Below are 13749 nucleotides of genomic sequence, written 5' to 3'. Positions count from 1 at the left end.
ATGAATGAAATCACAAATTTTCTAGAGAAAAATGGTGGGGAACTACTTACAAAAATGTGGGAGCATTTATATATTTCCTTAATTGCAGTCGTATTAGGAATTATTGTAGCGGTTCCTTTAGGTGTACTCCTAACAAGAATGAAAAAAGGCGCAGGTTTTGTGATCGGTGTCGTCAACATCTTTCAAACACTCCCTAGCTTAGCGATTCTTGCATTTTTCATTCCTATTTTGGGGGTAGGAAAGATTCCAGCGATCGTGGCATTGTTCTTTTATTCAGTCCTCCCGATCTTAAGGAATACATATGCTGGTGTTCAAGGTGTGAACAAAAACCTGCTGGAATCAGGGAAAGGGATTGGTATGACAACATGGGAACAAATTCGCCTTGTAGAACTCCCTCTTGCCGTTCCAGTCATTATGGCAGGTATTCGAATTTCAACCATTTATTTAATCGGTTGGACGACACTTGCTGCCTTTATTGGTGGAGGTGGCCTTGGGGACTACATTCTGATCGGCCTTCAGTTATACCAGCCTGAATATATTATTGCTGGTGCGATTCCAGTCACCATCATGGCAGTCATCATCGATTTCTCATTAATGAAATTAGAAAATAAGGTGACCCCAAAAGGCTTAAAAGGATTGAAGGAAGTTTCATAAGGAGTTGGCTATGGTGAAAAACAAAAAAACGAGATGGATCAGTGCCCTGCTCGCTTTATGCTTGCTATTCATAAGTGGCTGTTCACTACCTGGACTAGCTGGCTCCTCTAGCAATACGTTAAGAATTGGAGCCCAAAATTTCACAGAATCAGAAATTATGGCTTACATGGTTGGCGATATCATTGAGCATTACACAGGTAAGAAAACAAAAATTGTCAAAAACCTTGGTTCAAATACTGTTCAGCAAAAAGCGATGGAAAATAATGATATAGACATTGCAGCAACAAGGTATACTGGAACCGATCTAACAAGTACGCTTGGGATGGAAGCAGAAAAAGATCCAGTTCAAGCAATGAAAATTGTCCAACAGGAATTTAAGAAACGTTATCACTATAAATGGTTTGACTCGTATGGATTCGACAACACGTATGCATTTGCTGTTACACAAAAAATGGCGAAAGAACAAAACTTGAACACCGTGTCTGATTTAAATAAGTATGCAAAGAATTACCGATTTGGTGTTGATAATGTTTGGTTAAAACGTAAAGGTGACGGCTATGACGGTTTCATGAAAACCTATAATATCAAGTTTGGAAGCACATTTCCGATGCAGATCGGCCTTGTATACGATGCGCTGAAGAATGGGAAAATGGACATCGTACTTGCATACTCAACAGATGGGCGAATCAAAGCCTATGATTTGAAAATATTAAAAGATGATAAACGTTTTTTCCCTCCATACGATGCATCTCCGGTTGTGCCAGAGAAAATATTAAAAAAGCATCCTGAACTAAAGGGTGTATTAAATAAATTGATAGGCAAAATCGATACACAGCAAATGCAGGAGCTCAATTATCAAGTTGATGGAGAACTGCGAGAGCCAGCTATCGTCGCAAAGAATTTCTTGAAAAAACACAATTATTTTGAGTAAGAATTGGAGGTGTCAGTGCTGATGGACACGCTACAGCAGCTATGGACGTATTATCAGCAAAATGGCTCTTACGTACTGGAAGAATTCTATCGACATTTCTTAATGTCAGCCTACGGTGTTCTATTTGCGGGAATCATAGGGATTCCAGTCGGTATTTTTGTGGCACATTACCGTAAACTAAGCAATTGGATCTTCGCAATTACTAACGTTATTCAAACAATCCCAGCCCTAGCTATGCTCTCTGTACTCATGCTAGTCTTAGGCCTTGGAGCAAATACAGTCATCCTCTCATTATTTCTGTATTCACTCCTTCCAATCATACGAAACACATATACAGGCATTGTCAGTATCGATCATGCCTATTTAGAATCGGGAAAAGCAATGGGAATGACCAAATGGCAAATTCTAAGAATGATTGAGTTGCCACTAGCTTTATCAGTCATCATGGCTGGATTAAGAACGGCACTTGTCATCGCAATTGGAATCACCGCTATCGGTACATTTGTCGGTGCAGGTGGACTCGGTGATATCATCATTAGAGGATCAAATGCAACAAATGGAACAGCTATTATTTTGGCAGGTGCCATTCCAACTGCCCTCATGGCCATCATTGCAGATCTTGGTATGGGCTGGCTCGAACGTTCCTTAAGCCCAACAAACAAGAAAAAAGAGAGAGCAGCATTGTCAGAAGAGAAAATCACCTCTGCTTAACACAGTAGGGGGATTTTTTTATGAAATGGTGTGAAAAGAAATAGAGAGGAAGTTATTTTTTTGTAAAATATCCCACATTGTGTGTTGTGAAGATACAAAGAAACTCCCCTGCATTGCGCAAGGGAGTTTGATATCAAGAGGGGATGAATGTGTGAGTATCTAAAGCTCAATCCATTCGGTAGACCACTTGGCTATTTCCTCAAAAACTGGTGCAAGTGAACGCCCCATATCTGTTAAAGAATATTCAATACGCACGGGTGTTTCAGCAAATACCTCCCGTTTTACAATCCCTGCCGCTTCAAGCTCTTTTAATCTCTCAGACAATACCCTCCCGCTTAAATTCGAAAGAGCTGCTTCAATCTCACTAAAGCGCTGCTGACCTGAAAGTAGCTGAAAAACAATCAGTGCAACCCAACGTTTGCTTAATAGTTCGACTGCCTTTTCAAAACGAGGGCACATTTCAGATTGATTCATCTTTCTTCACTCCAATCTGATCACATTATACCGTAAAATGTAATCATGCTCCATAAATCGCTTTTATACAGTGGGTGATGACGTTTTTTTTTTTGAAACTCCCCCCTGTAATTTCTTTATCTGTTCATAGTTTCTTCAAAAGCTGCAACTGTTTCAATCTCTCATTCTTAAAATGAGTGACTATAAATTTAATGAATCATTTCACGCATATGTATGTCTTGATCTATACACTGTTACTTCTTAAGATCACAATTCAAAAAAATAGTGTAAAAACAGTTTGTGTTAGATTTGTAGATGAAAACGCATTTCTGGTTACCGAAGAGATGATGATACAATTATCTTTGGCATTCCGTTATCACTTTGGAATTTGTGCAAACGAAAAAGAGTGACACTGGAACCCATGATCACTCTTTTCCTGATGGTAGGGTTGTTTACCTATATGCAAAAGCCAAAAGGATGCTCCTGCATATAGGGCATCCTTTTTTGATTTAATTTTTCTTTTCCACTTGGATTGTAGCAGAATTACCTGACACCTTAATTTTGGCATGATCCTGTGTATCAATAGTAGGAGTGACCGCTTTATTATTTAGTGTAATATCTGTGAAAGTTGTTGAGAAATTCGCTCTAATCCCATTACGCTGATTTTCGGAAGTTACAGCAACAGTTGCGAGTAGCTTCCATAATGAGACTTTGCCAACATTCGTATTTTTAATTTCAGTAATAATACGTCCTGTATAACCTACATTGTTCGTTCCCCAAAAAGTTGCCCGCGTATTGCCGTTTAAATTTTTGTAAATTGTCATTTGGACTGTGCTCCCAGGCTTAAAGCCCTTCTTATATGTGAAATCGTCTTTTCCTTCAATATATGTTTCTTCATTTTTTGAACCGACCTTCATGACAGGCTTCCACACATTATACGTTGAACTGTATTGAAGACCAATATCTGCTTCTACTGAGCCTCTGAAACCTGAGTAGATGTACGCAGTTCCATTAGAAACACTCATTGTTTTCGGTAACACAATTTTCGTTACTAGAATAGAACCATCACTGTTAATATAAGCCCGTCCCCCTATTCCTTTAGGGAGCTGCTGAGCTGCCTCGACAACTTGTGAGTCAGAGAATCCTGGGAGACTGATTGGCATTGTTCCTAGTAAAATAGCAGAACTAATTGCACCTGTAATCAGTATTTTTTTCATAGAAAAAATTCCTCCTAGTCATATTTTATGATATAGAGGCATATTATACTATTCTGATCTAAGAATGTCAAAAAATTATAAAAATAGATAAAAATTCTATTTTGTTATCCTTTCGCAGCTTGCTGAATGTTTTTTTGCTGTTCATCTCAGACAATTTTTCCTATAGTTCCTTTTTGAACGTAATTAACTTCACGAAGCATCTTTAGTGCTTTATATCGAATTTTGAAGTTTCTGGAAAATGAGTTTTTTGTGCGCATTATTGTCTATTGTTTAAAACAAACAGCAAGTAGCGATTAATGTCTTCGATTTCTTTTTTTGATAGCGTTTTCCACACTTCTTCGCTAAACAGCTCTAGGTGAGCAAGCTCGTGCTTTTCAGCTACTTCTTTTATTTTAGTGTAGGAATCATGCTGTTCTTTAATCATTGAGGCTGAAGAGTTGTCCTCTATATAGCCTGCTGCCTGCATCATTTCTTCATATGGTACCTTTAAGGCATGTGAAAGCTTCTTAATTGTCAGTGGCTTTGGAATGCCACGCTTCCCATTTTCAATACGAGAAATGCCAGCGGCGCTAACATCTGAGTACATCGCTAACTGATTGACAGACAGTTTCTTTTTCTCACGCAATGTTCTTAAATACGTACCGAAGTTCATCAGAACAAAACCTCACATTGCAAATTTAGTAGACTCTATTTTACCTCATTTGTTGACTATTGGCAATAATGCAACCATGAAAATATTGACATAAGTTAATAGGGGATGTATCTTTAATTTAAGTCACGCTAATTGTTTGTCTTTTTCTGATTCACTAGTTTAAGAAAATAGCTATTTAATTGCTTGATGTCCTGTGTGGATAGCTTTTCCCATTGGTCTCCATCAAAAAGCGGGAGATGATCTAGGTCTTTTTTTAGAGCCGTTTGATAAATTTTCATGATGGATTCATATTTGGGTTTTACTTCATGTACTTGATCTTGTTCAATATGTCCGGCAAGTAGCATTAAATCCTCATAAGGTACCTTCAATGCAAGTGCCAGCTTCCGTATCGTTGAAGGCTTGGGCACACCGCGCTTCCCATTTTCAATACGAGAAATGCCAGCAGCGCTAACACCTGAATACATGGCTAACTGATTGACAGACATTTTTTTGTTTTCTCTTAAAACGCGTAATTGTTCACCAAAGCTAGTCATGAAAATCGAACCTCACATTTCAGTATATAACTTATTTTAGTATGATCATTGACCAAAGGAAATAGTAGAGGTGGGAAAGTATTGACATAAGTTAATATCTCTATTAGTGTGAGGTAAATAGAAAATATTACATATTCATCATATAGGAGGATGTAGTTATGATCGAAAAGATTCAGATTAGACGGTCTTTTGTGATGCAATATATGATAGAAAATGATATGTCTCTGAATCAGCTTGCTCAAGAAATTGGTATTTCTCCAGCAACACTGAGCAGGGTTCTCAATGGTCATCGAAAGCCCGGTCAGCTCGTCATTGGTAAAATGATTCACTACTTTGATAAGAAATTTGAAGATCTATTTTACTATGAGAATGTTGACAAAAGTCAATGATTTGTATGTATCACTAGATGATATGGAGGGAACCTTATGAAAAAAACAGGAATGGTTCGTCAAATTGATGCATTAGGAAGAATTGTTTTGCCATCAGAAATGAGAAAGGTATTGAATATAAAAGAGGAGCAGATGTTTGAAATTTTTACAGAAGGTGAGACCATCATGTTGAAAAAGTATGGTGCAGATAGAAGCTGTCTTTTGACAGGGCAAGTGACCAAATACAATCAAAGCTATGGCAATGGAGCAGTGATGTTAAGCCCTGCCGGAGCTGATTTGCTATTAGCAGAATTAAAACATCTTTTAAACAAACAAGCAAATCGTTAAAAGGGCATTTTGAATTAAAAATTTCATAAAAAAATGCTGAATGTAAACAAATGTTTGAAAAATGAATCAAACAAAAGAAAAAGAAGACAACATATATGAAATCTTTATTTTGATGTTTCGTGACATGCACCATATTTTCATGTAAAATAAAGTTATTGTGTACCAGTTTGACTGGAGGTGTTTTGCATGCACGCATTTGTTATTACATTACTCGTAATCGTCAGTATCGCACTTATCATCGTTGTCTTATTGCAATCAAGTAAAAGTGCAGGGCTGTCAGGCGCTATCTCAGGTGGAGCCGAGCAACTTTTCGGTAAACAAAAAGCGAGAGGCCTCGACTTGATTCTCCATCGAATCACAGTGGTATTGTCAGTGCTTTTCTTCGTTTTAACACTTGCATTGGCATATCTTGGCGTTTAAGACGCGAGTAGCAAGAAGGTCTGATCTTTTTCAGACCTTTTTTTATTATTAGCCGTCCTATTTGTGTTTGCTTGATACATACATGTGGAAAATATATAACATATAATAGAGAAAGGAAGTACCATCATGAAAGTTGTTATACCAAAACCATTTACATTCAAAGGTGGAGAAAAAGCAGTTCTTCTTCTTCATGGATTTACTGGAAATACAGCAGATGTCAGAATGCTGGGACGCTATCTAAATGAAAAAGGCTATACGTGTCATGCACCTCAATATAAAGGACACGGGGTACCGCCAGAAGAACTTGTTCACACAGGCCCTGAAGATTGGTGGAAAGATGTAGAAGAAGGATATCAACTCTTAAAAAATGAAGGTCATGAAAGCATTGCGGTTTGCGGTCTATCGCTTGGGGGAGTTTTTTCATTAAAATTAGGTTACACTGTACCTGTAAAGGGAATTGTACCTATGTGTGCACCAATGTACATAAAAAGTGAAGAAGTCATGTACCAAGGTATACTGGATTATGCCCGTAATTACAAAAAATTTGAAGGCAAATCAGAAGATCAAATTGCACAAGAGATGGAAGAGTTTAATAAGACACCAATGAATACACTTAAGGCACTTCAAGGGCTGATTTCAGATGTTAGAAACAACGTTGACATGATTTATTCACCAACGTTTGTCGTTCAGGCACGCCATGATCATATGATTAATACAGATAGTGCAAACATTATTTATAACGAAGTGGAAACAGATGACAAACATTTAAAATGGTATGAAGAATCAGGCCACGCTATCACGCTAGATAAAGAGCGTGAACAGGTTCATAAGGATGTATATGCGTTTTTAGAATCACTCGATTGGTAATTTAGTATAAATAGGGGGTTAGAGTGTGCAAAAAGAAGAATTTATGAATGAACTACTCGCTTTTATGCAAGAAGAGGCGTACAAACCGCTAACTGTTCAAGAATTAGAAGTGATGATGGAAATAACAAATGCTGACGATTATAAAGAATTGATTAAAGCACTTGTGACATTGGAAGAGCAAGGTTCAATTGTAAGAACACGTAGTGATCGATATGGTGTGCCTGAAAAGATGAATCTTGTGAAAGGGAAATTGTCTGCTCATGCAAAAGGCTTTGCTTTTGTCACGCCAGAAGAGTTTGCGCAAGACGATATTTTCATTCCGCCGACAGAACTGGGAACAGCCATGAATGGCGATATAGTCATGGTGCGTGTCAGTCATAAATCAAACGGCACAAAAAAAGAAGGTACGGTTATCCGTATTTTAGAGCGTAACATTCAATCAGTGGTTGGGACGTATACAGAGACGAAAAACTTTGGCTTTGTCATTCCAGATGATAAGAAAATCACCCAGGATATTTTTATTCCGAAAGCCGCTAAAAATGGTGCTGTAGAGGGTCACAAAGTGGTAGTGACACTTACAAGTTATCCTGAAGGCAGGATGAGTGCTGAAGGTGAAGTGACAGAGATTCTTGGACATAAAAACGACCCGGGAATTGACATTTTATCAATCATTCATAAGCATGGTCTTCCAGGGGAGTTCCCTGAAGAAGTGCTAAAGCAAGCTGTAGATACACCAGAAACAATTGATGAGAAGGATTTGAAGGATAGAAGAGATTTACGAAACGAAACAATCGTGACAATTGATGGTGAAGATGCAAAGGATTTAGACGATGCAGTCACCGTACAAAAACTTGAAGACGGTAAATACAAACTAGGCGTGCATATTGCCGATGTTTCCCACTATGTAACAGAAAACTCCCCAATTGACCAAGAAGCATATGAGCGCGGGACAAGTGTGTATCTTGTCGATCGAGTCATTCCGATGATTCCGCATCGCTTATCCAATGGAATTTGTTCATTAAATCCAAAGGTTGACCGTCTCACGCTTTCCTGCGAAATGATCATTGATCACACTGGAAAAGTTATCAAACATGATATTTTTCAAAGTGTCATTAAAACAACCGAAAGAATGACCTATTCAGATGTCAACAAAATTTTAATGGAACAGGATGAAGAACTGTTTGAGAAATACGAACCACTTGTTCCAATGTTTCAAGAAATGGAGAAATTAGCGGAAATTCTACGTCATAAGCGAATGGATAGAGGAGCCGTTGATTTTGATTTCAAAGAAGCAAAAGTTCTTGTAGACGATGAAGGCGCAGCAAAAGATGTCGTCATTCGTGAACGTTCTGTCGCTGAGAAGCTAATTGAGGAATTTATGCTTGTTGCGAATGAAACCATCGCTGAGCATTTCCACTGGATGAACGTGCCGTTTATCTATCGAATTCACGAAGAGCCTAACCCAGAAAAGCTTCAGCGCTTTTTGGAGTTTGTAACAACATTCGGTTATATCGTAAAAGGAACATCCTCCAACATTCATCCACGTGCACTACAAAGTGTATTGGATGCAGTAAGAGATCAGCCAGAAGAAGTGGTCATTCAAACTGTGATGCTTCGTTCCATGAAACAGGCGAAGTATGATCCTGAGAGTCTAGGGCACTTCGGTTTGTCAACCGAGTTTTATACACACTTTACTTCACCAATCCGCCGTTATCCGGATTTAATTGTTCATCGATTGATTCGTACGTATTTAATTCAAAAACAGACGGATGAAGCAACCAGAGGGAAATGGGCACAATTATTGCCGGAAATTGCTGACCACTCTTCGACAATGGAACGAAGATCAGTTGATGCAGAACGTGAAACAGATGATCTGAAAAAAGCAGAGTTCATGCTTGATAAAATTGGAGAAGAGTTTGATGGCATGATTAGCTCTGTCACCAACTTTGGCCTATTTGTTGAACTGCCAAATACAATAGAAGGACTTGTTCATGTCAGCTATATGACCGATGATTACTATCGTTTTGATGAACAGCACTTTGCCATGATCGGAGAACGCACAGGGCATGTGTACCGCATTGGTGACGAAATTACAGTCAAGGTTGTTAGTGTCAACAAAGATGAACGCTCCATCGACTTTGAAATTGTCGGTATGAAAGGAACGCGCCGCAAACCTCAAAAAGAATTTAAATTTAAAAAGCGGACAGATCCACCAACGAAAAAACCTCGCAGCCAAAAGCAAACAACTGAGAAGGCTAAAGACTCTGAGGAAAAAAGCGATTGGTTTACAAGACGAAAGAAAAAAAAGAAAAAACGTGTATTTGACCAAGCGGCGAAATCAAAAAGAAAAAAGAAAAAGTAGCTGACGTCAAAAAGCAAATAGAGACATGTGCTCTATTTGCTTTTTTGCCAAATTGCGTGATCGTTGTAGAAAGCTGGATTGTTTGATAAAATAATCCGTACCGCTTGTGCTCGGGTTTGTGTAAAAAGGAGGTTGTTCGCCAATGCCTAAGGGAGAGGGAAAGGTCGTTTCCCAAAATAAAAAAGCAAATCATGACTATTTTATCGAAGAAACATATGAGGCTGGTCTTGTTTTACAGGGAACAGAAATAAAGTCTATTCGCGCAGGAAAAGTGAATTTAAAAGATTCTTTTGCGAAGATTGAGCGCGGAGAAATATTTCTTCACAACATGCATATCAGTCCATATGAGCAAGGAAACCGTTATAACCATGATCCGCTCAGAACACGGAAATTATTGCTTCATAGAAAGCAAATCAATAAATTGATCGGTGAAACGAAGGAAGAAGGTTACTCACTCGTACCGATTAAGATTTATCTGAAAAATGGTTTTGCCAAAGTACTCATTGGCATCGGAAAAGGGAAAAAGAAGTACGATAAACGTGAGGACTTGAAGAAAAAGGATGCGAAACGAGAAATCGAACGTGCCTTTCGTGATCGCCAAAAACAGCTCTAAGCATATACCTTGCTGATATAAAGGAGGTTGTGCTACAATTATTTTCACATGAACAACGAACGTACCATTGTTTTTGACAGGAAACACCAGTTGTCATGAACAGTGTAATTGGTATAATAGTTGTATACGGAAGCAGTTAAGCGCAACGTTTCCTTCCCGTATATCCCTTTTAACAAGGGGACGTTACGGATTCGACAGGGATAGTTCGAGCTTAGGTTGCGAGCCGAGAGGCGATCTCGTTAACACGCACTTAAATGTAACTGGCAAAACTAAAAGTTTTAACCAAAACTTAGCACTAGCTGCCTAATTAGCGCAGCGAGCTCTTCCTGACATTGCCTATGTGTCTGTGAGGAGCCCAATTAAGTAGGCTACGCTTACGTTTCCGTCTGAGAACGTAAGAAGAGATTCATCAGACTAGCTCTCCAAGCGCCCGTCAGCAGGCATGAGGATGAGCGAACATGTAAATATGCCGACTACGCTCGTAGACGCTTAAGTAATCGATGTTTCTGGACGTGGGTTCGACTCCCACCGTCTCCATTTCATTTTTTGAGAACGTTAATAGCGTTCTTTTTTTGCGTTTAATATCATATATTTCCATGATGTTTTTGTAATTCTTTGTTGAAAGATGAGGAAATAATGAAAAGTGAATTTTCATTGTTTATAGTCATCTTTTATATACTGCAGAGACCACTTATAGGAGTGGTTTTTTTATGTCAAATGTGATAAATTATTCTCTCGGAGGGTTGTGGCATTTTCTTGTCACGATAACATGTTTACTCCCGCTACTAAGAGTCGTCTTTTTAGACGAATCTTTTTTTGTTATAATAGTTAGAGCGTATACATGTGTTTAAGTATTGATTACTTTGGTTTTTTTGGTTGGTAAAATTATATTAGAAAATAATAAATGTTTATAATATAACTTAAAGTAATTTGAAGTATATTAAAATTGAAAGAGGGATTTTATGTTATTTACTATTGTTATTCCTTATAAGGATACCAATATAAAATATGCAGATAACTGTATAAAAAGCTTAGATGATCAAATCTTTAAGGACTTTGAAGTTCTGTTTGTACATCAAAATAGTAGTCAACTTGAAGAACTTTTGAAAAAATCAACTTTAAATTACAGAACAATAAACATGGGACAAGATTCTAATGTCAGTGTTTGTAGAAATAAAGGCATTGATGAGGCAAAAGGAGAACACGTATTATTTTTGGATGGCGATGATTTTTTACACCCAAATGCTTTAACATATGCTAAACAAATTATTATAAGAGAGAATATTGACATATTAAAATTAAAAGTAAAAAAGACTATTGTTGATAGAAAATCAACCTTAAAAGAAAAAAAACAGGCTTTCTATAAAGAGGATACTTTGGATACTTTAAGCAATGTCTTAAAGAATCTCAACGTTGAGATAACAGAACAGAAAAAAAGTGAAGTAATGAATATGCTTTTTGAAGAAAATGTTCTAACATCTTATTATAATGAAATACCTCAGTCTAAATTATTTAAAAAGATTTCATATCATCTTAATGTGCATGGATTTATTTTTAATAAAAAATATTTAATGGATAATCAAATCAAATTTGATGAAAGTACATCTTTATATGGGGAAATTCCTTTTTTAGCAAAAGTCTATCATGATGTATTTGCCATTAAAGAAACTTCAGTGGATTTATATTATAAGTTAATCCATAACGATCCTATAAACTATCCTTCATTATCTCAAGAAGAGTATGAAGATCGTTTAGAACAATTTTATCAATCATTAAATAAAGCTGTGAGTGTTTGTGATGATTTAACTATTGCTAAACAAATTAAACTTGAGTCAATAAGAAATTACCTTTACAAAATTGTGAAAAATAAGAATTTCGATGAAAGTTTCAAAAAAATCTTGCCTCTATATAAAGAACTTCAAGAGATATTAAACACCGCTTCATTAGAGATAAAACTGAAACGTAGACATAAAATAGAACTTGATTTGATTAAGAAAGGAAAGTTCAAGAAAGCTTATTACTTAAGCAAAAGTCGAGTTTTAGGTTACAACCTTTATCAATCTTTGCAACCTAAAAAACAAAGAGCTAGACAAAAAATAGTTCAAAATTATATCTTTTCAAAGCTACCGATTCAAAAAAACACAATCATTTATGAAAGCTTTTTGGGGAGGAACTATTCAGATAGCCCAAAAGCCATTTTTAAATATTTGCTTGAAAACGAACCTGAGAAATGGAAACATATTTGGGTGTTGAATGATAAAGATATAGTAGGCAGCGAAAAAGAATTTATTGGGAATAAAAATGTTAAAGTCATAAAACGTTTTAGTTGGAGATACTTTTATTACGTAACTATTTCTAAATACTTCATTCTAAATATGAGACAGCCTAAATCGCTCTATAAAAAAGAGGAGCAAATTATTTTATCAACATGGCATGGAACGCCCCTTAAAAGGTTAGTATTTGATATGGACAATGTTGTTTCAGCAAATCCCGACTACAAAAAAGATTTTTATCAACAGTCACGTAACTGGGATTATTTAATAGCAGCAAATAAATACTCAGAGGAAATTTTCGAAAGTGCATTTATGTATCCTAAAGAGAAAATCTTAACATATGGTTATCCTAGAAATGACATCTTAATCAACTTTACTGACGACTACAAAAAAGAAATAAAAGAGAAGCTGGGTATACCTGATAACAAGAAAGTTATTTTATATGCTCCTACATGGAGAGATGATGAATATCATAAAGCGGGACAATATAAATTTAATCTAACATTAGACTTAAATTTATTAAAAAAAGAATTAGGTGAAGATTATGTCATCATCTTACGGATGCATTATTTCATATCTGATAATATTGATTTAACAGGTTTTGAAGGTTTTGCATATGATTACTCTAAATATAATGATATAAATGATTTATATATATCAAGTGATGTGCTGATTACCGATTATTCATCCGTATTTTTTGACTTCGCTAATTTAAAATTACCAATTCTGTTCTTTACTTATGATATCGACAAATACAAAGATGTTTTAAGAGGCTTTTATATAGATGTAGAAAATGAACTGCCTGGTCCATTACTATATACATCTGAAGAAGTTCTAAATAGTATCAAAAATATTGAAAAAGTTGAAAAAGAGTACAAGGAAAAATATGATGCTTTCTATCACAAATTTTGCTCTTTGGAAGATGGGAAAGCAAGTGAGCGTATTGTAAACAAGGTACTAAGAAACAAATAATAACGTTTTAACGAGTTACAATTTGGAATAGTCATGTGAAAAATCCACAAATAAACTTCTTACATGAGGAGCTATTTGTGGATTTTTTATTTCAAACTAATGTCTGAACTAACTTAAAAGTCATTGTAGTTCTTTTTTCTTCTATCCGTTTTATCTGAAGACGAAGTGTGATTGGTTATTGTGTGTAATAAAGTAAAAAACATAAAAGTAAATGATATCATATATGGATTTTTTTATTGAAGGAGAATGTCGAGTAAATGTCTTTCAATCATTAATGGGCATGGAATCATTATAAAAATACTTCTCACTTTTTCCAAAACATCAGACACACTTCTGTTCATTAAACGATCAAAAAACCAAGTAAATGGAAAAAAC

At 36.2% G+C, this 13749-nt stretch carries 14 protein-coding genes and 1 other RNA gene; 11 read left to right on the top strand and 4 right to left on the bottom strand.

From position 1 onward, the window contains the following. Genes ACQKEZ_RS07035 through ACQKEZ_RS07025 form a run of 3 tightly spaced genes read left to right on the top strand, consistent with a single transcriptional unit; the run spans position 1 to position 2296 of the window. On the top strand, positions 1 to 654 hold the full coding sequence (locus tag ACQKEZ_RS07035; protein WP_427299602.1) for an ABC transporter permease: 654 nt from the start codon (positions 1 to 3) through the stop codon (positions 652 to 654). Between the two features lie 13 nt (positions 655 to 667). Further along, positions 668 to 1585 carry an osmoprotectant ABC transporter substrate-binding protein gene (locus ACQKEZ_RS07030; protein ID WP_427300498.1) on the top strand — a complete coding sequence of 306 codons (918 nt, stop codon included), beginning with the start codon at positions 668 to 670 and terminating at the stop codon, positions 1583 to 1585. Positions 1586 to 1606: 21 nt separating this feature from the next. Continuing rightward, positions 1607 to 2296, top strand: a complete 690-nt coding sequence (locus tag ACQKEZ_RS07025) for an ABC transporter permease (RefSeq protein WP_427299601.1) — start codon at positions 1607 to 1609, stop codon at positions 2294 to 2296. 159 nt (positions 2297 to 2455) lie between these two features. Here the strand turns inward: ACQKEZ_RS07025 and ACQKEZ_RS07020 are convergent, their stop codons facing one another. The 4 genes from ACQKEZ_RS07020 to ACQKEZ_RS07005 form a co-directional block, all read right to left on the bottom strand. Further along, positions 2456 to 2770 carry a winged helix-turn-helix transcriptional regulator gene (locus tag ACQKEZ_RS07020; protein ID WP_427299600.1) on the bottom strand — a complete coding sequence of 105 codons (315 nt, stop codon included), beginning with the start codon at positions 2768 to 2770 and terminating at the stop codon, positions 2456 to 2458. Between the two features lie 488 nt (positions 2771 to 3258). After that, positions 3259 to 3966, bottom strand: a complete 708-nt coding sequence (locus tag ACQKEZ_RS07015) for a YrpD family protein (RefSeq protein ID WP_427299599.1) — start codon at positions 3964 to 3966, stop codon at positions 3259 to 3261. 256 nt (positions 3967 to 4222) lie between these two features. Continuing rightward, a complete protein-coding gene (locus ACQKEZ_RS07010; RefSeq protein ID WP_427299598.1) occupies positions 4223 to 4618 on the bottom strand; it encodes a helix-turn-helix domain-containing protein in 396 nt (131 codons plus the stop codon). Positions 4619 to 4746: 128 nt separating this feature from the next. Continuing rightward, the gene (locus ACQKEZ_RS07005) at positions 4747 to 5151 is read right to left on the bottom strand and encodes a helix-turn-helix domain-containing protein (protein ID WP_427299597.1); all 405 of its coding nucleotides are present in this window, start codon (positions 5149 to 5151) and stop codon (positions 4747 to 4749) included. Between the two features lie 158 nt (positions 5152 to 5309). On the opposite strand from ACQKEZ_RS07005, the gene ACQKEZ_RS07000 reads away from it, so the two are divergent. The 8 genes from ACQKEZ_RS07000 (at position 5310) to ACQKEZ_RS06965 (ending at position 13374) form a co-directional block, all read left to right on the top strand. Further along, on the top strand, positions 5310 to 5540 hold the full coding sequence (locus ACQKEZ_RS07000; protein WP_427299596.1) for a helix-turn-helix domain-containing protein: 231 nt from the start codon (positions 5310 to 5312) through the stop codon (positions 5538 to 5540). Between the two features lie 36 nt (positions 5541 to 5576). Further along, positions 5577 to 5867, top strand: coding sequence for an AbrB/MazE/SpoVT family DNA-binding domain-containing protein (locus ACQKEZ_RS06995; protein ID WP_427299595.1), 291 nt, complete (start codon positions 5577 to 5579; stop codon positions 5865 to 5867). A 186-nt stretch (positions 5868 to 6053) separates the two neighbouring features. Beyond that, complete coding sequence (gene secG / locus ACQKEZ_RS06990; RefSeq protein ID WP_427299594.1) at positions 6054 to 6287, top strand: preprotein translocase subunit SecG; 234 nt, start codon at positions 6054 to 6056, stop codon at positions 6285 to 6287. Between the two features lie 126 nt (positions 6288 to 6413). Further along, a complete protein-coding gene (locus tag ACQKEZ_RS06985) occupies positions 6414 to 7154 on the top strand; it encodes an alpha/beta hydrolase (protein WP_427299593.1) in 741 nt (246 codons plus the stop codon). A 25-nt stretch (positions 7155 to 7179) separates the two neighbouring features. After that, positions 7180 to 9516 carry a ribonuclease R gene (gene rnr / locus ACQKEZ_RS06980; RefSeq protein ID WP_427299592.1) on the top strand — a complete coding sequence of 779 codons (2337 nt, stop codon included), beginning with the start codon at positions 7180 to 7182 and terminating at the stop codon, positions 9514 to 9516. Positions 9517 to 9658: 142 nt separating this feature from the next. Further along, complete coding sequence (gene smpB, locus ACQKEZ_RS06975; protein ID WP_427299591.1) at positions 9659 to 10129, top strand: SsrA-binding protein SmpB; 471 nt, start codon at positions 9659 to 9661, stop codon at positions 10127 to 10129. 176 nt (positions 10130 to 10305) lie between these two features. Continuing rightward, positions 10306 to 10669: a transfer-messenger RNA gene (gene ssrA, locus ACQKEZ_RS06970) on the top strand. Positions 10670 to 11091: 422 nt separating this feature from the next. Then, entirely contained in the window at positions 11092 to 13374 is a 2283-nt protein-coding gene (locus ACQKEZ_RS06965; protein ID WP_427299590.1) for a bifunctional glycosyltransferase/CDP-glycerol:glycerophosphate glycerophosphotransferase, read from the top strand. The last annotated feature ends 375 nt before the right edge of the window (positions 13375 to 13749 follow it).

The sequence above is a fragment of the Bacillus sp. NPDC077027 genome (genome assembly GCF_050269555.1).
Lineage (GTDB): Bacteria > Bacillota > Bacilli > Bacillales > Bacillaceae > Bacillus.
The sequence above is the reverse complement of the archived record's forward strand: the minus strand, read 5'-3'. Positions and strand labels throughout refer to the sequence as shown.